We start from the raw sequence: 21,893 nt of genomic DNA on the forward strand, positions 1-21,893 counted from the left end.
TGAAACCTGTAAAACTGTCCGTAAGAGGCATTATTATGGACAAAAATCGACTTGTTGCGGTCTTTTTTGCTTTAATAGGGGGGAGTGGTCATGTTGAAATTTTCAGCCTTGAACAGAGATGCCATTCTAAAGGAAATGGGGGAAGAGGAATTTGATGTACTGGTGGTCGGTGGTGGGATAACAGGCTGTGGAATTGCATTTGATGCTGTAACTAGGGGATTAAAAACGGCTTTAGTGGAAATGCAAGATTTTGCCGGCGGGACATCTAGCCGGTCGACAAAGCTTGTCCATGGCGGTTTGCGTTACTTAAAGCATTTTGAAGTGGGGTTAGTTGCGGAAGTTGGCAAAGAACGTGCGATTGTATATGAAAACGGTCTGCACGTCACAACGCCAGAATGGATGCTTTTGCCTATCTATAAAGATGGGACGTTTGGAAAGATTGCAACAACAATTGGACTAAGTGTTTATGACTTTTTAGCTGGAGTGAGCAAAGAAGAGCGAAGAATAATTCTGTCTCGAGATGAAACCATTGAAAAGGAGCCGCTTATTAAAAGAGAAGGTTTAATCGGCGGCGGATACTATGTAGAGTATCGCACCGATGATGCTCGGTTGACCATTGAAGTCATAAAGGAAGCCGTGGAGAACGGGGTTAAAGCCGTCAATTATGCTAAGGTGATTGACCTTTTGTATAAAGAGGGCATAGTGAGCGGTGCAAGAGTGAAGAACCAAATAGATGGTGTTGTTTACGACATTTATGCAAAAAAAGTCATTAATGCGACGGGGCCATGGGTAGATATGCTTCGAGAAAAAGATCAATCGCTGAGAGGGAAACAACTGCGGCTGACAAAAGGGGTTCATTTGGTATTTGATCAATTGCTGTTTCCCCTAAGGCAGGCAGTTTACTTCGACACGTTGGATGGCCGGATGATATTCGCAATACCGCGCGAAGGGAAAACGTATGTGGGGACAACCGATACCTTCTATAATCAGGATCCGATCAATCCGGAAGTCACCTTAGCTGACAAGACGTATCTTATTAATGCGGTCAATTATATGTTTCCTACTCTAAATGTAACGGAAGAGGATATTGAATCAAGCTGGGCAGGAGTACGGCCGCTGATCTATGAGGAAGCTAAGGGTCCCTCCGAGATTTCCCGAAAGGATGAAATTTGGATATCTAACTCCGGACTTGTTACGATTGCAGGCGGAAAGCTAACGGGTTATAGAAAGATGGCGGAAACGGTTGTGGACTTCATAGTAAAGCTTTTACAAAAGAAAGAGGGGCAGAATTTTAAAGCTTGCCAGACAAAACATTTGCCAATTTCAGGCGGGCACTTTTGCAGTTCAGGTAAGTTTCATTCATTGATTGAGTTGAAGGCAAAAGCGGCTGAACTAATTGGTTTCTCACCAGAACAATATTTAAAATTAGTGAAACGCTACGGATCCAATATTGAGCGTATTTTTGACATTGCCAAAACGTATGATCAAAACAATAAATACGGCTTGCCATTAGAGGTGTATGTTCAAATTATGTATGGAATAGAAGAGGAAATGACCGTGAAGCCAGTGGACTTTTTTATCCGCCGAACCGGGGCGTTATTATTCGATATTAAATGGGTTTATGAGTGGAAGCAATCAATCCTCGAGATAATGGCAGATTCCTTCGACTGGACAGAGGAGGAGAAAAACAAAGCAGAGAAAGAACTCGAAACACAGCTAAACAATAAGATAAATCCAGAGGGTAAACTGTAAAAGAAACAGGCGCCATCCAGAAAGTTGATAGTGCCTGTCAGCTTCCATAAATAAATAAAAGAGCGCTTTCGTTTAGGCGCTCGCTGTGACAAAGTCGCTGATGTATTTGTTGAAGAGATCTTTTTTTTCGATGTTGCTTAGGTGTCCTGTGTTTTTTAATAGGGCTGTTTGTGCTCGCCTTATAAAAATTCCCATCATAAATATGTTTATCGAAGGTGTGACCTTATCATGTGTGCTGCCGATCAGAAGGACAGGCTTCCTGATTGTCGGAAGGATAAAAAAGTAATTGATCCCTACAGATGCTTTTGCAGATTCAATGTATGTGTCCCGAATATGAAAAGCCTTTTTGGCCTCTTCTTTAAAAGCTGAATCGTACAGCCCTCTTGATACAATGTTGTCCACTAGTTCTTCTTCACCTTTTTGCAGCAGTTTGTTGGATTCGCTGATTATTTTATGTCCTAAAATAGCTGGCACATATGAAGTGGTATTTGAAAGGATTAATCCACTAACCATTTCTGGACGCTGCCTATACAATTCCTGAGCAACAATTCCACCTAATGACAATCCGCAAATGAAAGCTGAGCTGACGTTTAAGTGCTCCATCAGTTCGATAATGTCTGAAGCAAAGTTCTTAATGGTAAGATCTTCATTCAAATCTGTTTCCCCGTGGCCTCTCAAATCAGGAATGATTAACCGATAGTTATTTGCCAGCTCATGCTGTGGAGTCCAGGCTTCTTTCTTACTCCCTAGACCATGAATAAGAACAATCGGCTTTCCTTTACCTAGATCGTTGAACTTTAACATTATCAACAACCCCTCATTTCATTCCCTCAAAAAGCAATCTTTGTTATTTCTAGGCATTATGGTTTTGGAGGGAGCTATTTATTAAAACAGTATGAACAACAGATTGCTAAACCAAACCACTTCAACTGCAAAAAATTGAAACCAGCCTATTTTTTTCCTTATAACCAAAAATAACTTTATTTTATCCCCCTGCCGACTGTTTGGAGGCGCCCTGAGGTTTCAAGAGTAATGGGTAACAAAATTTTGCATTCCGAAATAAATGAAATCATTACAATATTTTTCCTTATAAGATAGCGCTTGCGCTTTTCTTTAAAAAAGATAAATACAAATTCTTGACTTTGAGAATTGTCTAGCTCCAGCGCCCAGCGACTAGTGGACTTCGCTCACCTCCTTACGATAAGTCAAGCACGAATGCGCTTCCGCTCTTCGTGTTTCCTTTATCTCATACGGTGCGCTCCAGTCCATACGTCGCTAAACGGGCGCTTACGCTTTTCTTATGAAAACGGATTATAAATGACTTTATATTCTTATGCAGAAAGAGAAATATAGTGCTAGTACCGTGAAAAATCATTCATAGAAATAAATTTACTCTTTTTTTAAAGATGCGGGCATTCACCGTTCCACTATTTTCATCCTTTCATAACTTGTACCAAACGTTATGAAAGGAATAGATAAGCAATGTTTGGATATTCAATGGTACAAATGGTACGGGCCCATGCTCATAAGCTGGATGGATCTGTTCGGGAAGAGATTTTAAATCTCTATAAACCGTTCAAAAGGATGCCATGTTTTTTGCATAAATTCTTTGAGAATTCCATTAAAAAAAGGAAAAAACTTTCACTCATTATTGAATTTGAGAATAGCTGTCATGAGGTGGGACGGAACCAAATAAATGATATCTTGAAAAAACATAAAAATAATCGCATAAAGCATGAATTTCCAAGAGTTTTTTGCTGTAGTACGGAGATGACGCCAACGGGATTAGAGGAGGTTCTCTCAAGCTGTAGCCATATTCGGAGGGTGTATTTAAACAGGGATGTTCGTGCACTTCTTGATGTAGCGGTACCTTCTGCAAATGCAAAAAATATTGTAAAAAACAATACATCACTAACAGGAAAGGGAGTAACTATCGCTATCGTGGATACAGGTATTTATCCACACCAGGATCTTTCAGGGAGAATTATAGGATTTAAGGATTTTATTAAAAATAAGACAGCGCCATATGATGATAATGGTCACGGTACTCACTGTGCAGGAGACGCCGCGGGAAACGGTGCTGCTTCCAAATTTAAATATGCAGGACCGGCCCCAGAGGCAAACCTTATAGGGGTGAAAGTCTTAAATAATAATGGATCTGGGTCATTAGAGACGATAATGCAGGGGATTGAGTGGTGCATCCAATATAACGAGAATAACCGATTGAAAAAAATTGATATCATCAGCATGTCATTAGGAAGTACAGCCCAGACCTATACCAACGAAAATGAGGATCCAATGGTAAAAATCGTTGAAAAAGCCTGGACCGCTGGAATTGTCGTATGTGTTGCTGCTGGAAATGATGGCCCAGAAGCGAGAACGATCAGCAGTCCTGGTATAAGTAATCAGGTCATTACCGTTGGGGCACTTGATGATCGTGATACAACTGGAACAAACAAGGATGATGACATTGCAAGCTTCTCAAGTAGGGGTCCAACGCTTTATGGAGTTACAAAACCGGATATTGTAGCTCCAGGGGTAAATATTGTTTCATTAAGGTCACCTAAGTCTTCCTTGGACAGGCAGCAAAAAGCCAATCGAGTAGGAAGATATTACTTTGTTTTATCAGGTACCTCAATGGCTACTCCCATATGTGCCGGCGTCGTTGCATTGATTAAACAATGGAAACCTGACGTATCACCTCAGGAAGTAAAAGACATTCTGAAAAATGGCGCCGATTTATGGAGAGACAGGGATCCTAACACATATGGGGCTGGATACATTAATGCGGGGAATTCGATTCGGTTACTTTGATAAATATCGGACAAAAAATAAGTAAGCTTTTAAATGATCCAGGGAATGGTAAAATAAAGAAACATAGATGCTTATCTAATCGGAGGATGCCTCAAATGGATGTAATTGAAAAAGCACTCATGATGGCAAGTCAGGCACATGAGAATCAATACCGAAAAAAAACAAAAATTCCCTATATCACTCATCCTGTTGCTGTGGGGATGATTTTAATGAAAGCAGGTTATGGGGATGATCTTGTTGCAGCTGGAATCCTGCATGATACGGTTGAAGACACCCCCCTCACTTTGGCTGATATTGAGGAATCATTTGGACCAAAGATTGCAAAAATTGTTGAGGGCTGTTCCGAACCGGATAAATCACTTCCTTGGGAGGAAAGGAAGAATCATACAATTGAATTCCTAAAGACAGCCCCGCTTGAGACTCGTGCCGTTGTATCTGCAGACAAACTGCATAATATTCGATCAATCATCGATGATTATGAACAACAGGGGGAAGAGGTTTGGAATAAGTTTAAGCGCGGGAGGGACCAGCAAAAGTGGTACTACACGAAAGTACTTGAAAGTCTAGGATTCCAATCTCATTTTCAGTTATTAGATAAATTAAAAATAGAGGTCGATCGGTTATTCAAATAATCAAAGGGACGGATCTCTTGCTTTTAAAAGCAAGAGATCCGTCCCTTTTTTTCACAATATAAGAAAGTTTAAAGTTTTGAACATAGATAACTGTCTAGCTCCAGCGCCCAGCGACTAGTGTACTTCGCCCACCTCCCTACGATAAGTCAAGCACGAATGCGCTTCCGCTCTTCGTGTTTCCTTTATCTCAGTCGGTGTGCTCCAGTCCTGTCGTGCGCTAAACGGGCGCTTTTGCTTTTCTATTTTGCAGGAAATAATAAAAGCAAAAGGGGGTGTTGTAAATTGACGAATATTATCGATGGCATGGATGCAGCGAGATTTCAAGCACCGAACTCTAGTAATAACAAGCTTAAAAAGAAGATAAATGAAGAAGAGAAGAAAATGCCGATGGTTGTAAGAAACCTAAAAAATGGGTCATGAAATGAAAAAAACAATCTTTCAAAAATAGCATAAAGAAGGGCTCGGAGAAGACTTCGGGCCCTTCTTTACATGCGAAATACATAAAAGGTCAGTGCCATGTAATTTTTTTAAAATAATTTATTAGTATATATCCAATAATTACTGAATGGGTTGGCTATGATCCATGATATGAACCATTTCTATATCAAACTGCGATAGCTTTCATCTAAATTATATATTGTTAATATGAATAAAATGAGTTAAAATGAATTTATGTTATTTTAAGAAAGTTTTGGATAAAGATTTCTCTATATTAATATAGTGTAAATCAAAAAGCATATAGCAATGAAAACATCAGCTTGTGCATTTATTATTAATAGATTGGAGTGGTACAAATGAAAAAGGTCAGCCTAGCATGGCAAATTTTTATTGGCTTAGTTCTTGGTATTATTATTGGTGCGGTCTTTTACGGAAATCCGCATTTGGAGCAAGTATTACAGCCAATTGGGAATATATTCCTAAGACTAATTAAAATGATTGTTGTTCCTATTGTCATTTCATGCCTTGTCGTTGGAGTAGCAGGGGCAGGAGATATGAAGTCACTAGGGAAGCTCGGCGGAAAAACGCTTATATATTTTGAGGTTATTACAACGATCGCCATCGTTGTTGGGCTTCTTACAGCGAATATTTTTCACCCGGGTACAGGTGTTGACCGTTCCCAACTTATTAAATCAGACATTAGCTCTTATATAACGACTGAAAAAACAACAGCGTCACATTCAAAGATTGATACATTTGTAAATATCGTCCCTACCAATGTCGTTCAGGCATTTGCAAATGGCGATATGTTAGCCATTATTTTCTTCTCAGTTATGTTTGGACTTGGCGTTTCTGCTATTGGAGAAAAAGGTGCTCCGATATTAGCATTTTTTAGGGGAACAGCAGATGCGATGTTCTATGTAACAAATCAGATTATGAAGATCGCTCCATTAGGTGTTTTTGCATTAATAGGTGTAACTGTTTCAAAATTTGGTTTAGCATCTCTAATCCCGCTCGGAAAACTTGTGCTGGTTGTATACGGCGCAATGATATTCTTTATTATCGTTGTTATGGGAATTGTTGCTAAAATTGCTGGATATAACATTTTCAAATTGTTAAGTTATTTAAAAGACGAATTAATTTTAGGTTATTCAACAGCCAGCTCCGAAACCGTACTTCCAAGAATAATGGAGAAAATGGAAAGGATCGGCTGTCCAAAGGCGATTACATCCTTTGTTATCCCAACTGGTTATTCCTTTAATCTTGATGGATCAACATTATATCAGGCAATCGCAGCCTTGTTTATTGCCCAAATGTATGGAATTCATTTGAGCATTGGTCACCAAATTACATTGGTGCTTATCTTGATGATCACTTCTAAAGGTATTGCAGGAGTTCCAGGCGTTTCGATTGTTGTTCTTCTTTCTACATTAGGAAGTGTGGGTATTCCAGTTGAAGGTCTAGCATTTATTTTAGGTGTTGACCGAATTCTTGATATGGCACGTACATGTGTGAATGTTGTTGGAAACTCCTTAGCTGCCATTGTTATTTCAAAATGGGAAGGTCATAAGCTTAAAGATCATGCCGAGCAACAAGCAGCCTAAAGCTATAATTTATATTAATGATATTAGATAAACAACAAAGCCTGTTTCTCGATTTTTCGGAAACAGGCTTTTTTTTTCGGAGCATCCTGGTGTTTATGAAGCGAACTTGCTTGCACTAGACCCGAAAGATCCTGATGTCCAAGCGTCGGGAGGGAAAATTGTTTGAGGGAAATTTGGACATAGGATAGTAAAGCAAACCTAGCTATAATATGATTAGAATACAAATTGAAGATAAAAGGATGATAGCGGTGAGCAAACAAAAAAAACTAGGTTTGCTAGTAGATGTTGAAACAACGGGATTAGGGCCTGATTCAGATGAGATCATTGAACTTGCATTAAAATTATTTTCCTATCGAAGTGATTCTGGTGAAGTCATCGACATTCTAGAAGAAGATTCATTTCTACGAGAGCCGACATCAAATTCTGCTCTAAAAAATTACAACCAGGCATATAGAGTTCACGGCATTCCGTTTGAGTCGGTACGGGGAAAAAGCTTTTATGATGTGAAGATTAAAACTTATTTTCACAGGACAGACTCTGTGTTTGCACACAATGCTTCCTTCGACCGCAGCTTTTTATACCGGTTATACCCAGAAATCAATGATTTAAAGTGGTTTTGTACCATGCGTGGTGTCCCATGGAAAAAATATGGATTCCCGAATGGAAAGCTGCTTACCCTCTTACAATCACATCAGATAACGGATTATCAAACACACCGTGCCATGGACGATATTACATATCTGTTAGAGCTCCTCAAAAAGACCAGCCCAAATGGGAATCTTTATTTACGCGAGATACTTGAAAATGGTCCAATGAGAAAATATCAGCCGACTGGTCAAGCAAAGATGGGCTAGAGAAAAATAAATTGGGTAAGCAGGACTGGGGCGGCATTTGCCTAGTCCTGCTTCTTTGTATACCGTACTTGAACTGAAAAATATACAAATTATCTGAAAAGGCAACATATAAATGTTACAATTAAGTGAATTAAAAATACATTTATATGGTGATCAACGTGGAATTTTTACTATTATACATTTTTCTTGCATTCAGTTTAATGCTTTTTATGTATTCGAAAAAAATATATGTAGGTACAGCTGCGATGGCTGCTGTTATGGCATTTGGAATTACGACACAAGGGGTTCTTTTTAATTTTTTTGGCAGTCATTTCTTTTATAGCACAGGTGGAAGAATTCTTAGTATATTGGACCTAGCCTTATGGAGCTCTTTTGTATTTTCCTTTGCTTTATCGTACTTCAATAAAAAATTTAAAGAAGTACATTATTCCAATCTAATCAATCGCTTTGGAATGGGAACATGGGTTGCAGGCACTTCTATTTGTGGAATCTTAGTTGATAAACAATTTAACGAATGGGAATTTTTCGTTAAAATCATTTTATGCATTAATGTAGCTCTGTGGGCTTTTTACATATGGATCTGTTTGAGAACTCTGGCGGATGTACGTAACAAGCGCCTTACAAAAAGTGTTCATGGAGTCCTGCTTTTAACTACGGTAAGTACCCAGTCGCTAGTACTATTCGCTAGTACGGTTTATAAAGGTGTACCCTTATTTATTGACCTCGTTCTCATTACAATCGGGATCGCATTCTATTTCGTCAGTGCTATTTTAATCATAAAACGGTACAGTTCACTTGGGACATGGTCCATTCGGACGGATTGGAACAATACAAACTGTATCCTTCATGGGGCATTGTCGATCACAGGTCTTGCCTGTCTTGTTTCACATCTCTTAACTAATCACAGTGTGATGATTATCTGGTTTTGTTCAGCGCTGGTTTTTCTTATTGTTGAATTGATCGAACTTTATCGACTTATTGACAGAATAAACTTTTATGGATGGAAGCGGGCCATTTTGGTTTATGATGTAAGTCAATGGAGCCGGGTTTTTACATTTGCGATGTTCTATACATTTACTTATCTGAGCGGACCAAACCTTTATTTCATTTCACTCATTCGTAAAACGATTATTATTTCAGGAATATGGCTAGTCCTTCTGTTAGCAATTTTTGAAATAGGGCTGGTTGTAAAATATTTAAGTGGAAATCATCCAACCAACTTGAAGAGAAGTTCTTCTGACGGGATTGATCCTTCATTTTAATAATTCGGAACAAAATGCTACAAAATGCGTGGATTTCCTACTTGGGATTGGCGATAATTTATCGACATTTGTATAATGACAATGAATAGACTTTTTAATACGCTGTCTTCCTCCAAAAAACATATAAGTGTATCGATATTTTTTTGGAATACTATTAATATCAAGGAGGGGAAAAGGTGGAGCCGATTATCCACATCGAGAATGTTTCTTTTTCTTATAAAATAAATGAACAAACGTCAGTTCCGGTCCTAAAAGATCTATCCTTTTCAATTTTCCCCGGAGAATATGTCGCTATTATTGGACACAACGGTTCAGGCAAGTCCACATTATCAAAGCATTTTAACGGTCTATTGAAACCAAATTCAGGAGACGTGTGGGTTCACGGCCTTAATACGAAGGATGAAAGCAAAAAGAGGGAGATCCGCAAAGCCGTAGGAATTGTGTTTCAGCATCCTGATAACCAAATCGTTGCGACGATTGTTGAAGAGGATGTAGCATTTGGTCTTGAAAACATTGGAATCCCCCGGGATGAAATGAAAAAGCGGATTGATGAGGCACTAAATGTTGTGAAAATGTCTGAATTTCGCAAAAGGCCACCCCACCACTTATCAGGTGGGCAAAAACAAAGGGTTGCGATTGCCGGAGTGCTGGCTATGCATCCTGATTGTATCGTATTTGACGAAGCAACCAGTATGTTAGACAGCTTTGGCAGGAAAGAAGTCCTTCAAGTAATGAAAAAAATGAACGATATGGGAATGACCATCGTTACTGTCACACACCGAATGTCAGAGGCAGCTGAAGCAGACCGCATTATTGTGATTGAGGGTGGACAAGTTGTTATGGATGGATCACCGCGCGAAATTTTTAGACATAAGCAAAAATTAACAGCGCTTCAATTAGAAGTCCCGTCAGTAAGCCAAATGGCAGAAATTATTCATAATCGATTTTCCGATTTCTCAAAAGATATGATTCAAGAAGATGAGCTCATCTCTGAAGTTGCAAGGCTCAGGGGGAGCAGGGGGTATTTAAGCTGAACAGTCCCAACCAACCTCTCATCGAGGTAATTAATTTATCACATATTTATATGAAAAATACTCCAATGGAGCATATTGCCTTACAGGGTGTAAACATGTATGCCAACGAAGGAGAGTGTATTGCGATTATCGGGCATACTGGTTCGGGAAAATCAACTTTAATCCAGCATTTCAATGGGTTAATGAGGCCCGAATCAGGAAAAGTGCTAATTGATGGACAGGATTTATCCAATAAAAAGGTCGACTTAAAAACACTGAGGCGCAAGGTCGGATTGGTATTTCAAAATCCTGAGGATCAAATTTTTGAAAAAGTTATTGGTGATGACATCGCCTATGGGCCGTTCAAGCTTGGATTACCACTGAAGGAGGTAAGGGAGCGTGTGAAATGGGCTATGGGTGTTGTTGGTTTAGACTTTGAAGAAATGAAGGACAGGCAGACATTCGCGTTAAGTGGCGGCCAAAAACGAAAAGTTGCTCTTGCTGGCATTTTAGCACTAAAACCCAAAATCTTGGTACTTGACGAGCCGACCGCAGGCTTAGACCCAAAATCAAGAAATGAACTATTAGACAAAATTAAGTTTCTGAATAAGGAAGAGGGATTAACAGTCGTATTTGTTTCACACAATATGGAAGAAGTGGCCTTTTTAGCTGATCGGGTCTATTGTATGGCGAATGGAACAGACGTGTTAACGGGGACGCCAAAAGAGATCTTCTCAGATAAAGAAAAGCTTGAGCGTTACCAAATTGGAACCCCCGAAACTGTACAGATTCTTTATCGGTTGACAGATCTTGGCTACAATGTGAATACATCAGCATTTACAATTTCAGAAGCATCAGATGAAATTATGAAGGTTCTTAGCAGTAAAGAGGGTGGGCACAATGTCTAGTGAATTTGATCTTACTAGGAACATAACAATCGGTCAGTATATACCAACGGATTCGTATATCCATCGATTAGACCCGAGAATTAAGCTATTCTTGTTTATTATTCTTGTATTAGCTATCGCACTTAATACTAGTTATCTTGGCAATGCAATCGGTCTTATCTTATCTTTTTATTTATTTTGGGCAGCAAAGATTCCAATTAGCTACGGTCTATCAGGCGTAAAGCCGGCAATTCCCTTTATTATTATTTTAGGGCTCCTGCAGCTGCTCTTTCAGGGCGAGCTTTTTTCGGGTGGAACTGTTTTCGTTCACTACGGATTTATCCTTATTACGAGTGAGAGCATTCGTCTTGTTATTGTTTCCACAGTCCGGTTTGTTGAGATTATTTTTTTAAGCAGTGTGTTAACGCTCTCAACATCAATTACCGAATTAACTCATTCAATTCAGAGTTTACTAAGCCCGCTTCAGAAGATAAAATTTCCAGTCCATGAAATATCGCTCATCACGACAATTGCGATTCGTTTTGTCCCGACCTTCGCAATGGAAATGGAGAAAATGATGAAGGCACAAGCATCACGTGGGGCAGACTTTGGATCGGGAAGCTGGTGGAGAATCATTCAAAGAACCAAGGATATGTTTCCGATCATCATTCCTTTATTCAATACAGCGTTATCAAGGGCTGAAGATCTTATTTTAGCAATGGAGTCACGCTGCTATACACCTGGAGGTGATCGAACCTCATTTCTTGTTTACAAAGCACGGCTGAAAGACTACGTTGTTTTAGTAATTGGATTAATCCTTGCTTTTACTTTATTCTTTTATCGTTTTCCATATTAATCCCAAAAGTGTGGGCACAGATATAATTTGTGAATTAATGTACAAATCTGCGAGATTAAACTAAAGTCGGCAAAATAACGAAACTAAGGTTTGTCCTAAAGGGAGGAAAAGTAAGTGAAAAAGTCATTAACGGTACGAGATATCGTTATTGCTGGTGTTTTAGGGGCGGTAGCAATTTTGTTAGGTGTTACAAGGCTAGGGTATATTCCTGTTCCAACAGCCGCCGGTAATGCTACGATCATGCACATACCAGCTATTATTGGTGGAATCATGCAGGGACCTGCTGTAGGTTTAATCGTTGGTGCCATTTTCGGTGTCTCATCTTTTTTAAATGCAACTGTACCTTTGTTCAAAGATCCACTTGTGGCTATTTTACCGCGCCTTTTTATTGGAGTAGTAGCATGGCTGGTTTATGCAGGAATCCGTCGGAAGAGTGAGTTTCTAGCTGTTGCAGTATCATCGTTTTTGGGAACATTGACAAATACTGCGCTTGTTTTAATCATGGCGGTGATCCGCAATTACATGTCTGCAAAGGTTGCTTGGACAGTAGCAATTACGAACGGAATTCCGGAAGCAATTGTTGGGATGATTGTGACTTTAGCTGTCGTGTTATCATGGAAGCAAGTGGGAAAAAGTAAAAAATCGAAGATATCTGATGAAGTAGAATGAGCGGACAAATTATCGATGTGCCAGGTGTAAAGGTTGGTCAAAAACAGGATTTGAAGGCCTTAACAGGATGTACGGCCATCCTTTTTGAAGAAGGAGCAGTTGGAGGAGTAGATGTAAGAGGATCTGCTCCGGGTACCCGGGAAACAGATTTATTGAACCCAATCAATCTAGTGGAAAAAGTCCATGGAATTTGCTTGAGCGGCGGCAGCGCCTTTGGTTTGGATGCAGCTTCTGGTGTGATGCAGTATTTAGAAGATCAAGGGATTGGTTTGGATGTGGGTGTTGCGAAGGTTCCGATCGTTCCAGCAGCAGTCCTGTTTGATCTTGCAGTTGGTGATCCGAAAGTCCGCCCCAATAAGCAAATGGGCTATGAAGCAGCAGCACTAGCAACTCCGAAAAAGTTTCCTTCCGGTAATTATGGTGCAGGCTGTGGTGCGACAGTCGGAAAATTAGCTGGACCTGATTCATGTATGAAGGGCGGACTTGGCAGTGCTTCGATTTGTTTGGAAAATGGGGTTGTGATTGGGGCAATTGTTGCGGTTAATGCGGTAGGAGAGATCCGCGATCCGGCTAATGGAAAAGTAATTGCAGGAGTCTATGATCGAAAAAGTGGAACGATTCTAGATAGTATGACGCTGCTCGAGAAGAATTACCAAGCACCAATTCCGGCTGGAACGAATACTACCATTGGGGTAGTAGCCGTAAATGCCGATTTTACAAAGGCCGAAGTCAATAAAATTTCGCAAATGGCCCAGGACGGGTTTGCCAGGACCATTTATCCTGCCCATACCATGAATGATGGAGATACTATTTTTGCAGCAGCCACTGGGGGAATAAAGGTCCCAGTTGATGTTGCCGGTGCCTTAGCTGCAAAGGTAATCAAGATGGCCATTTTAGATGCCGTCCGTTCAGCTGAGAGTGTGGCAGGGATACCTGCGTATAATGATATTAATTGAACTATGGGTTGAGAGTAAAACAGAGGGATTTCCGTTAGTTGGAAATCCCTTTTTTTTCTGTTAATTAAGTAAATGTGCCCGAAGACAAAAAAAGAGCAAATAAATAGTAACAGATAAAGGCTATCGTCCAGTGAACGCAAAACCTTTTTTTATAAAAAAATCCTTTATTTTTGGAAATGTATGGAATATAATTTAAACTGTATTAAGGATAATAGTACACTTAGTACAGATGAGGGGGTAATTATGTTTGAGCTTGACATGAGAAGTCGTAAACCTATTTATGAACAGCTTGTCGACAAATTGAAAGAGTTGATCATTAATGAAGTATTTAAGTCTGATGAACAGCTGCCATCTGTCCGAACGCTTGCCGGCCAGCTTACGATTAATCCAAACACGATTCAAAAAGCCTATCGGGAACTCGAAACTCAAGGCTTTATTTATTCAATAAAAGGCAAAGGAAGCTTCGTAAATTCAAACCATCAGAAAAAAGATAAAGAAAGGATTGATTCGGTGAAAAGGGAGCTTGAAAAACTGATATTGGAGGCATTGTACCTTGGCGTTCCTGCTAATGAACTAATTGGGTTGGTCCAAGATTTAGAAGCTTCAAAAGGGGGAGGGGCAGGCAATGATTGAATTGAAGAAAGTGTGCAAAGGATTTGGCCGCTTTAACGTGATCGAAAACGTTGACCTTTCCATTCAAAAAGGATCCATTTATGGGTTAATTGGGTCGAATGGTGCTGGAAAAACAACCTTAATTAAACTGTTGGCAGGGATCTATCAGCAAGATAAAGGTGAAGTCACGATAGATGGCATGCCGGTATTTGAAAATGTTCATTTGAAGCAAAACATTTTCTATATTCCGGACCAGCCCTATTTCTTGTCTCATTATACAATTAAACAAATGGCCAGTTTTTATAAAAGTATCTATCCTAGCTGGAACGAAGAGCGTTTTCATAAGCTGGTGAAGCTGTTTGAAATTGACCTCGATAAAAAAATCCACACCTTTTCAAAGGGATGGCAAAGGCAGGTGGCATTTGTTCTGGCGCTTTCGGCAATGCCTGAGATTCTTCTCCTGGATGAACCGTTGGATGGTCTTGATCCTGTTGTTAGAAAAAAAGTGAAGAACCTGTTAATTCAAGATGTCGCCGACAGGACAATGACCATCTTAATTTCATCCCATAATCTCCGTGAGGTAGAAGATCTTTGTGACCATGTCGGGATCATCCATAAAGGAACGATTGTCATGGAAAAAGAGCTGGATGAACTAAAATTGAACATCCATAAAGTCCAAGTTGCCTATCAAGGCGAGGGCCAAACGGAGAATGTACTGAAAAGTCTCCGCTCCCTTCATACAGAGAAAAGAGGGAGTATCCTCCTGTGCATAGTCCGAGGGGATGAGGATGAGATTGCTAAACAAATTCGGAAAACAAACCCGGTAATCTTTGATTTACTACCACTTACTCTCGAAGAAATATTCATTTATGAAATGGAGGATATCGGCTATGCCATTGAAAATGTCATTGTTTAACAAGGAACTCATCCTTCAGATTGGACGAAGCACTGGCTGGATCTCCATCGTTTACATACTAGGCCTGTTGTTTGCCCTGCCGCTCAAGATGATGATGATGTATTCAGATAAAAATCATCTCCAAAATTACAACAAGGTAAATAATCTTTTTCAATATGATTTTTCCATTCAAATTACGCTCTTGGTAACAATCCCAATTTTATTGGCTGTATTCTTATTCAGGTTCTTGCACGTTAAACAAGCAGCAGACCACATGCACAGCCTGCCGTTAAAAAGAGGTAAGATTTTTCACCACTACGCATTATTCGGTTTGGTGTTTCTGATTTTGCCAATTTTGATCACAGCAATTGTGGTCTTGTTCACACATGCTGCATTTGACCTGACACCTTATTTTACAAAAAGGGATGTCCTCTATTGGACAGTCATTACCATCGTTGTGAATCTCATTTTGTATACAGGTAGTATTTTTGTTGCGATGATGACGGGAATATCGGCAGTACATGCGGTTTTATCCTATGTTTTTCTCTTTTTCCCAGTCGGGATCATGCTGTTATTATTTTATAACTTAAAGGCAATGCTCTATGGATTTCCTAGTGATTATTTTCTCAATAAAGACCTTGAAAAAATGTCGCCGATTACCTATGCAGCTGCCCTTGACGGCAAACCTTTTCAACTCAATGTAGCTGTTATTTACTTAGTTTTCACGGTCATCCTTTATTGGCTAGGGCTGTTTTTTTACAAAAAAAGAAAACTAGAAGCCGCTTCAGAGGCAATTGCGTTTGCAAAATTACGGGTGGTATTCAAATACGGAGTGACCTTTTGTACCATGCTCGCAGGTGGTATGTATTTTAGTGAAGTTCAGGCAAACAGCCTTGGCTGGACTAACTTTGGATATGCGGTGGGAGCGGTAATTGGCTATTTCGTTGCTAATATGGTGCTCCAAAAAACTTGGCGGGTTTTCAAATCTGTTAAAGGTCTTGCTGTCTATACAGTTGTAATCATTGTTGTGGTAACTGTGGTTAAATCACTTGGAATCTATGAAAATAGCATTCCAGAACAGAATCAGATCAAAAGTGCCATGCTTACTGACAATCCGAATATTTTTCTTGATCAAAATGAAAGCTACGAATTAGCCTTCTTGCCAAAGCCTTTGTACGAAAAAGGCAATATCAAGGCAGTCAGGAAACTGCATCAGCAGATCCTCAATGATAAGGAAGTTAATCAGCAGGAAAATGTATACCAGTATGATCTGTATGGCCCATATGACCCCCACGAAAACGCCTTTCTTATCTATGAGATGATAGATGGAAGCAAAGTCATTCGTGAATACAGGATAAATAAACTTCTTTATAATGATTTTTACAAGCCAATCTATGAATCTGAAGAATATAAACGAAATTCCAAGGAAATTTTTAAAGTAAAAGAAAACAAAATCAAGTCCATCTTGATAACGGCAAATGGACCTGTGAATAAATCAGTTACCATTTCCGATCCAAAAGATGTGAGTGAAATGATTTCCCTTTTAAAAGCAGAGGTATTGGCTGAAAACTACGAGGACAGCGTTTATTTCAGAGATAGAGGTGCCACCGTTGAAATTAATATGGGAAAAGGCCGGGTTGTGAATATGGGAATAAAGCCATCCTATTTGAAATTAACCAAGTGGTTGGCGGACAAGGGCTTGTACGAAAAGACAATGGTTACGGAAAACGATTTTGATTATGTACTGGTAGGAAAAAATAACTTTGCAGGTTTGAAGAATCCGGATTTGGTCGTGCAGGAAATGGAAAAACAAGCGGGTATTATAAAAGTAACGGATAAACAACAAATGAAAAGTACTATTGATCATGCTGGGGTATTAAATACCGGTAATTATGCGGTTGTATTTCGTTACAAACAGGGAAGAAACTATGAAGTGTTTTATTTTGATGATAAGCATGTACCAGATTTTGTAAAAGAGCAGATTAAATAAAGAAAAAGATTGAAAGCTTAATTGAGGGTATCCAAATGTTATTGGATACCCTCAATTACTTATGCTTGAAAAATCCGGTCGATTTTTTCGATTTCTTCTTTTGATAAGCTTACTTTTAAGGTCTTTAGATTTTCGCTTACTTGTTCAGGCCGTTTTGCTCCAGGGATTAAAACATCAATGGAGTCGCGGGTTAAGTACCATGCTAAGACTACATGGGCTGTCTCTGCATTTTTTGCTAAAGCAATTTCGCGGACCCGTTCAACTTTTTCAAGGTTCTGTGCAAATGTCTCACCCTGGAAGAGAGGATTTTTCGCCCTGCCATCAATAAATTTGGAATCCTTATGGTATTTCCCACCTAATAATCCCGAAGCAAGCGGGAAATAAGGGATAAAGGAAATCTTATTCTCTGCCGTATATGGTAATAAGTCTTTTTCAGCACCGCGTTTGAATAGGTTGTATTCTGATTGTACGACATCGACATAGCCGTCTTTATTTGCTTCCTTCAATTGTTCAATCGAAAAATTAGAAACTCCAATGGCTCTAATCTTTCCTGCATCCTTTAATTCTTTTAGTGCTCCGACAGCCTCATCCTTTGGCGTATCATGATCAGGAAAATGAATATAGAATAAATCAATATAATCAGTTTGAAGCCGCTTTAAACTGCTCTCAACAGCTGCCTTTAAGAAAGCAGGGGAATTGTCAAAGGCCATTTGGCCATCAACAAATTTATGTGCTCCTTTTGTAGCAATGACGATGTCATGGCGATTCCCTTTTTCTTTTACTACTTCGCCAATTAACTGTTCTGAACGTTCAGGACCGTATATGTATGCGGTGTCTAAAAAGTTAATGCCATTTGTTAATGCCGTACGAACGATTTCTCTTCCAGTTTCATCATTTAAATTGGGGAAAAGATTGTGCCCGCCAACGGCATTTGTTCCAAGTCCAATTGGGCTGACATATAAATCTGTCTTTCCTAACTGATTTTTCTTGCACATAAAATCATCTCCTTTTCCACTTTGTTTTATCATAACAAATTCTAAAGATAGAGGTGAAGTCGTCAGGCTTGGCCAGCACGATATAGTTTAATCAAACGTTTGATTAAACTATTGAAAAGATATTTAATATTTTTCGGTTAACAAAGGTAAAGTTAACCAGCGTGAGGTTTTTAATTTACAAAATATGTTAAAAAGCTCATAACTCATTAAAAATGGTGCATAACTCTCCCAAAATGGAACATAAATGCTTGAAAATGGTGCATAACCTCTTGGAAATGGTTCATACCTCTTGAAAATAGTTAATATCCCAAAAATTTCTATTTAAAAAAGCCTGCCATTGAATTTTGGGCAGGCTGGGGAGGTTTAACGTCCCCACTTTATTGCAAATGACAAAGAGCAGCAGTTTTCTGGGGCATGATGGTTTTCTCGTGAATGAAGGGTAAAAATAATCCCTGTTGGCGAAAAATGCGTAGTAATGGGAACAGTCAGACCAATTGACTTTACTAAAGCCTCGACCTGTGTATTTTTACCATGCTGAGCAGCCTCCATGATCCTATAAGCAAAGGAAGGATTGCTTAGCCGATTTAGCAATACTCTTCCCTGTTCCATTAAAGGTGAAAAGGCCTTAACAGAATGGATGAACACCTTTGTGTCAACGGTTGGATAAGCAAAACGGAAATTGGCTGGAGTGGGTGGTAAAATAGTGAAAAAAGGGGATGAAGGATAGTAGCTAGGGTGTCCGTACATATTTACACTCCTCGTTAGTAGAATTAAAATCCTCCTTCAGAAGGGTTAAACGGGATTGTAAGTCTGTTCTCCACAACCCGGAGCCTCGTGTTTAATCGATTCAATTGGCGCGATTGTCTTACATTGATATCATTCAGCCTTGTCAGTTCATGAGTAAGTCGATGTACTTCTCCATTTAACCGGTGGATTTCTTTATTTTGACGGACTAGTTCATCGCTTAGCCGACTTAGTTCCTTTATTTGCTGGATATTTTGCCGCTCTAGTGCACTTACCCTTTTTTCAATTCCTTGTGCTTGGGGTGGTTCTCTGTATGGATCAAAATAGTGGTCATTATAAATTTGCTGGAGTACAGGATAATGATATGGATTCATTGGGCATCTCTCCTTTTCAAGTACGGGCTAATTCCCTATAACATATGTAGTAAATGATAGCATGGCACGGCGATCACCCAACTACAAGCACCAATTAGTAATTTGCAAAAACTAATTTTCAATATCAATATGTTTAAAGCTTGGTACATGAAATAACCCTATGTCTGTTAACTTTAGTTCAGGTATAACAGGGAGGGCCAAGAACGATAACGTTAAAAAAGGATTAAAAAAACCGCTTGCCCCTAGATCCTTGAGCGCATTGTTGATAAAGCTAAGGTTTGAATTAACCTGCTGATAAGGCTGATCTGACAGTAATCCGGCAATTGGTAATTCAAGCGAAGCTAAACTTCTTCCATTTTCGACGACAATTAATCCACCTTGCATCTTTTTCATTTTCTCAGCAGCAAATAGAAGATCAGAATCGTTCGTGCCCGCAAGGATTAGATTATGGGAGTCATGGGCTACGGTGGTGGCGATTGCGCCTGATTTCAATCCTAAACCTTTAACAATACCTAAGCCAATTTGCCTGGTCATATGATGACGTTCAATGACAGCAAGCTTTAATTGGTCTTTTTGAATCGAGGGTTGAAAAAGGCCATCTTCATTAACTGTTACTTCCTCAACAATATGACGAGTTACTAAGCTATTTGGAATAATTTCAATTATGTTTGCCTTTGGATGCATTAAATAAATATTGAAATCAGTTTCGGTCAGCTTATCAAAGTGAACAGTATTTGTTAGTTTTTCTTTCTTGACCGCGGGACTTGGCTCAGGATAATCAACCAAACGGTTATTTTCCATAACAAGTTTTCCATCTTTATAAACATGGGAGATTGCAACAGTGTCAAGATCATGGAGAATAAGGAAATCGGCTTTGTAGCCAGGGGCAATTGCTCCTTTATCAGGAATACTAAAACATTCTGCAGGATTAATGGTTGCCATTTGGTAGGCAATGATCGGATCTAAGCCTTCGGAAATAGCCAATTTCACATTGTGATCTATACTTCCCTCTGAAAGTAAATCATCTAAAAGCTTATCATCTGTAACAAACAAACAACGGCGGGAATTACGCTCATTTACAACTGGCAGTAATTTCCGTAAATCTTTCGCTACCGTACCCTCTCTGATCATTAAATACATTCCTTTTCTTAACCGTTCCTTTGCCTCTTCAGATGTTGTACTTTCATGATCAGTTCGTATTCCTGCTGCCATATAAATATTTAAGTCTGTGGCTGATAATCCCGCTGCATGCCCGTCTATTTTTTTTCCAGCCCTTTGGGTTTCGAAAATTTTATCTATCATGGAACCTTCACCATTATGAACTGCCGGGAAATTCATGACTTCAGCTAGTCCTAGAACCTTTGGATGGAGATAAAAGGGCTTTAAATCCTCAATATTGAGAATTGCACCTGAATGTTCAAACTCAGTTGCAGGAACACATGATGGCAGCATGGTGTAAATATCGAATGGGAGATTTTCAGAGGAGTCTAACATATATTGAATACCCTCAACACCTGAAACATTGGCAATTTCATGTGGGTCAGTAACAACAGTAGTAACTCCATGTAAAAGGAGGACTTGAGCAAATTCATAAGGAACGACCATTGATGATTCAATATGCACATGTCCATCAATAAAAGCGGGAGTTATATATTGTCCTTTTGCGTCAATAATGGTTTCTCCGCTGTATTCACCGATTCCAGCAATGGATCCGTCCATAATAGCAATGTCTCCGTCTATGATTTCACCATTAAACACATCAAGAATTTGTCCATTTTTAATAACAAGATCAGCAGGGGATCTCCCTGCTGCAACATCAATTCTCCGCATTAAGTCCTTTTTGTCCAATATCCTCTGCTCCTTCTATTTAGTATGAAACCTTTGTACTTGAAGCCTCCCAGGCTTTGAATGGAGAATAAAACTCCTGTGGAATCAGCTGTTGCATCCTAATTGAGCGTTTTTCGATCGGAAGCTTGATTTGTTCATAGATAAAATGATCGTCAAACCCTATTCTGGCAGCATCTTCTTTTGTACAAGCATAATAAACTGACCTTGGTCTAGCCCAATAAATTGCTCCAATACACATAGGGCAGGGTTCACAACTTGTGTAGATGTCACAATCTTTTAGCTGAAACTCCTTAAGGTAATTACATGCTGCCCTTATTGCTTGGATTTCGGCATGGGCAGTAGGGTCATTTGTGGCAGTCACCAGGTTTCTGCCCACTCCAATAATTTTTCCAGCCTTCACAACAACAGCCCCAAAAGGACCACCATTGTTCTTTTCTACATTCTCAACAGCAACTTCAACTGCCTTTTTTATATATTCCCACTGATCCAAAAAATCACCCCATCAGAAAAAGGTTTACTTACTACTATGATTCCTCGCTCCTATTTAGTAGATTTTTTCTTTAACAATCATTTTGAAATTTGCCATTCCCCTGCCTTATTTAAATTATTTATTATTGGATACTGAAAATCTATTCTCTTATCAGAAAGCCTTCCAGCTTTTTAATAACGGGTATACTGGCACTCATCAAGTTGGAAAG

Annotated in this window: 21 protein-coding genes; 15 read left to right on the forward strand and 6 right to left on the reverse strand. The window is 39.3% G+C overall.

What is annotated here, in order from left to right:
* Positions 1 to 93: 93 nt before the first annotated feature.
* Positions 94 to 1,752 carry a glycerol-3-phosphate dehydrogenase/oxidase gene (locus JN080_RS22415; RefSeq protein ID WP_256238253.1) on the forward strand — a complete coding sequence of 553 codons (1,659 nt, stop codon included), beginning with the start codon at positions 94 to 96 and terminating at the stop codon, positions 1,750 to 1,752.
* A gap of 72 nt (positions 1,753 to 1,824) precedes the next feature.
* Here JN080_RS22415 and JN080_RS22420 read toward each other — a convergent pair whose 3' ends face one another.
* Complete coding sequence (locus JN080_RS22420) at positions 1,825 to 2,556, reverse strand: alpha/beta fold hydrolase (protein ID WP_256238204.1); 732 nt, start codon at positions 2,554 to 2,556, stop codon at positions 1,825 to 1,827.
* Positions 2,557 to 3,234: 678 nt separating this feature from the next.
* On the opposite strand from JN080_RS22420, the gene JN080_RS22425 reads away from it, so the two are divergent.
* The 14 genes from JN080_RS22425 to JN080_RS22490 all read left to right on the forward strand — a co-directional run bounded on the left by JN080_RS22425 (position 3,235) and on the right by JN080_RS22490 (position 17,234).
* The gene (locus tag JN080_RS22425; protein ID WP_256238205.1) at positions 3,235 to 4,566 is read left to right on the forward strand and encodes a S8 family peptidase; all 1,332 of its coding nucleotides are present in this window, start codon (positions 3,235 to 3,237) and stop codon (positions 4,564 to 4,566) included.
* A 95-nt stretch (positions 4,567 to 4,661) separates the two neighbouring features.
* On the forward strand, positions 4,662 to 5,198 hold the full coding sequence (locus JN080_RS22430; protein ID WP_256238206.1) for an HD domain-containing protein: 537 nt from the start codon (positions 4,662 to 4,664) through the stop codon (positions 5,196 to 5,198).
* A 282-nt stretch (positions 5,199 to 5,480) separates the two neighbouring features.
* Entirely contained in the window at positions 5,481 to 5,618 is a 138-nt protein-coding gene (locus tag JN080_RS22435) for a hypothetical protein (RefSeq protein WP_256238207.1), read from the forward strand.
* Between the two features lie 374 nt (positions 5,619 to 5,992).
* The gene (locus JN080_RS22440) at positions 5,993 to 7,240 is read left to right on the forward strand and encodes a cation:dicarboxylate symporter family transporter (protein WP_256238208.1); all 1,248 of its coding nucleotides are present in this window, start codon (positions 5,993 to 5,995) and stop codon (positions 7,238 to 7,240) included.
* 239 nt (positions 7,241 to 7,479) lie between these two features.
* The gene (locus JN080_RS22445; RefSeq protein ID WP_256238209.1) at positions 7,480 to 8,094 is read left to right on the forward strand and encodes an exonuclease domain-containing protein; all 615 of its coding nucleotides are present in this window, start codon (positions 7,480 to 7,482) and stop codon (positions 8,092 to 8,094) included.
* Positions 8,095 to 8,252: 158 nt separating this feature from the next.
* Positions 8,253 to 9,356, forward strand: coding sequence for a TDT family transporter (locus tag JN080_RS22450; RefSeq protein WP_256238210.1), 1,104 nt, complete (start codon positions 8,253 to 8,255; stop codon positions 9,354 to 9,356).
* A 176-nt stretch (positions 9,357 to 9,532) separates the two neighbouring features.
* The gene (locus JN080_RS22455; RefSeq protein ID WP_256238211.1) at positions 9,533 to 10,390 is read left to right on the forward strand and encodes an energy-coupling factor transporter ATPase; all 858 of its coding nucleotides are present in this window, start codon (positions 9,533 to 9,535) and stop codon (positions 10,388 to 10,390) included.
* Positions 10,387 to 11,277: an energy-coupling factor transporter ATPase gene (locus tag JN080_RS22460; protein WP_256238254.1), complete on the forward strand. Its 891-nt coding sequence runs from the start codon at positions 10,387 to 10,389 to the stop codon at positions 11,275 to 11,277. Before JN080_RS22455 ends, JN080_RS22460 begins: the two co-directional genes overlap by 4 nt.
* Complete coding sequence (locus JN080_RS22465) at positions 11,270 to 12,112, forward strand: energy-coupling factor transporter transmembrane component T family protein (RefSeq protein ID WP_256238212.1); 843 nt, start codon at positions 11,270 to 11,272, stop codon at positions 12,110 to 12,112. The genes JN080_RS22460 and JN080_RS22465 overlap by 8 nt, the downstream gene beginning before the upstream one ends.
* A 114-nt stretch (positions 12,113 to 12,226) precedes the next feature.
* Positions 12,227 to 12,781 carry an ECF transporter S component gene (locus JN080_RS22470; RefSeq protein ID WP_256238213.1) on the forward strand — a complete coding sequence of 185 codons (555 nt, stop codon included), beginning with the start codon at positions 12,227 to 12,229 and terminating at the stop codon, positions 12,779 to 12,781.
* On the forward strand, positions 12,778 to 13,737 hold the full coding sequence (locus JN080_RS22475; protein ID WP_256238214.1) for a P1 family peptidase: 960 nt from the start codon (positions 12,778 to 12,780) through the stop codon (positions 13,735 to 13,737). The genes JN080_RS22470 and JN080_RS22475 overlap by 4 nt, the downstream gene beginning before the upstream one ends.
* 243 nt (positions 13,738 to 13,980) lie before the next feature.
* Positions 13,981 to 14,370 carry a GntR family transcriptional regulator gene (locus tag JN080_RS22480; protein ID WP_256238215.1) on the forward strand — a complete coding sequence of 130 codons (390 nt, stop codon included), beginning with the start codon at positions 13,981 to 13,983 and terminating at the stop codon, positions 14,368 to 14,370.
* Positions 14,363 to 15,265 carry an ABC transporter ATP-binding protein gene (locus JN080_RS22485; RefSeq protein WP_256238216.1) on the forward strand — a complete coding sequence of 301 codons (903 nt, stop codon included), beginning with the start codon at positions 14,363 to 14,365 and terminating at the stop codon, positions 15,263 to 15,265. The genes JN080_RS22480 and JN080_RS22485 overlap by 8 nt, the downstream gene beginning before the upstream one ends.
* Positions 15,240 to 17,234: an ABC-2 family transporter permease gene (locus JN080_RS22490; RefSeq protein ID WP_256238217.1), complete on the forward strand. Its 1,995-nt coding sequence runs from the start codon at positions 15,240 to 15,242 to the stop codon at positions 17,232 to 17,234. Before JN080_RS22485 ends, JN080_RS22490 begins: the two co-directional genes overlap by 26 nt.
* A 59-nt stretch (positions 17,235 to 17,293) precedes the next feature.
* Here the strand turns inward: JN080_RS22490 and JN080_RS22495 are convergent, their stop codons facing one another.
* The 5 genes from JN080_RS22495 to JN080_RS22515 all read right to left on the reverse strand — a co-directional run bounded on the left by JN080_RS22495 (position 17,294) and on the right by JN080_RS22515 (position 21,685).
* A complete protein-coding gene (locus JN080_RS22495) occupies positions 17,294 to 18,229 on the reverse strand; it encodes an aldo/keto reductase (protein ID WP_256238218.1) in 936 nt (311 codons plus the stop codon).
* A gap of 363 nt (positions 18,230 to 18,592) precedes the next feature.
* On the reverse strand, positions 18,593 to 18,976 hold the full coding sequence (locus JN080_RS22500) for a YuzC family spore coat inner layer protein (protein ID WP_256238219.1): 384 nt from the start codon (positions 18,974 to 18,976) through the stop codon (positions 18,593 to 18,595).
* 23 nt (positions 18,977 to 18,999) lie between these two features.
* On the reverse strand, positions 19,000 to 19,347 hold the full coding sequence (locus JN080_RS22505; protein WP_256238220.1) for a hypothetical protein: 348 nt from the start codon (positions 19,345 to 19,347) through the stop codon (positions 19,000 to 19,002).
* Between the two features lie 111 nt (positions 19,348 to 19,458).
* On the reverse strand, positions 19,459 to 21,177 hold the full coding sequence (gene ade, locus JN080_RS22510; RefSeq protein ID WP_256238255.1) for an adenine deaminase: 1,719 nt from the start codon (positions 21,175 to 21,177) through the stop codon (positions 19,459 to 19,461).
* 37 nt (positions 21,178 to 21,214) lie between these two features.
* Complete coding sequence (locus tag JN080_RS22515; RefSeq protein ID WP_256238221.1) at positions 21,215 to 21,685, reverse strand: nucleoside deaminase; 471 nt, start codon at positions 21,683 to 21,685, stop codon at positions 21,215 to 21,217.
* Positions 21,686 to 21,893: the final 208 nt, after the last annotated feature.

It is taken from the genome of Bacillus sp. EB600, assembly GCF_024494385.1.
GTDB lineage: Bacteria > Bacillota > Bacilli > Bacillales > Cytobacillaceae > JAEVLT01.

Coding starts and splice junctions, on each gene's coding strand:
- JN080_RS22420 (WP_256238204.1), bottom strand. CDS start 2,556: ATGTTAAAGTTCAACGATCTAGGTAAAGGAAAGCCGATTGTTCTTATT.
- JN080_RS22425 (WP_256238205.1), top strand. CDS start 3,235: ATGTTTGGATATTCAATGGTACAAATGGTACGGGCCCATGCTCATAAG.
- JN080_RS22430 (WP_256238206.1), top strand. CDS start 4,662: ATGGATGTAATTGAAAAAGCACTCATGATGGCAAGTCAGGCACATGAG.
- JN080_RS22440 (WP_256238208.1), top strand. CDS start 5,993: ATGAAAAAGGTCAGCCTAGCATGGCAAATTTTTATTGGCTTAGTTCTT.
- JN080_RS22445 (WP_256238209.1), top strand. CDS start 7,480: ATGATAGCGGTGAGCAAACAAAAAAAACTAGGTTTGCTAGTAGATGTT.
- JN080_RS22465 (WP_256238212.1), top strand. CDS start 11,270: ATGTCTAGTGAATTTGATCTTACTAGGAACATAACAATCGGTCAGTAT.
- JN080_RS22475 (WP_256238214.1), top strand. CDS start 12,778: ATGAGCGGACAAATTATCGATGTGCCAGGTGTAAAGGTTGGTCAAAAA.
- JN080_RS22480 (WP_256238215.1), top strand. CDS start 13,981: ATGTTTGAGCTTGACATGAGAAGTCGTAAACCTATTTATGAACAGCTT.
- JN080_RS22485 (WP_256238216.1), top strand. CDS start 14,363: ATGATTGAATTGAAGAAAGTGTGCAAAGGATTTGGCCGCTTTAACGTG.
- JN080_RS22490 (WP_256238217.1), top strand. CDS start 15,240: ATGCCATTGAAAATGTCATTGTTTAACAAGGAACTCATCCTTCAGATT.
- JN080_RS22495 (WP_256238218.1), bottom strand. CDS start 18,229: ATGTGCAAGAAAAATCAGTTAGGAAAGACAGATTTATATGTCAGCCCA.
- JN080_RS22500 (WP_256238219.1), bottom strand. CDS start 18,976: ATGTACGGACACCCTAGCTACTATCCTTCATCCCCTTTTTTCACTATT.
- JN080_RS22505 (WP_256238220.1), bottom strand. CDS start 19,347: ATGAATCCATATCATTATCCTGTACTCCAGCAAATTTATAATGACCAC.
- ade (WP_256238255.1), bottom strand. CDS start 21,177: ATGCGGAGAATTGATGTTGCAGCAGGGAGATCCCCTGCTGATCTTGTT.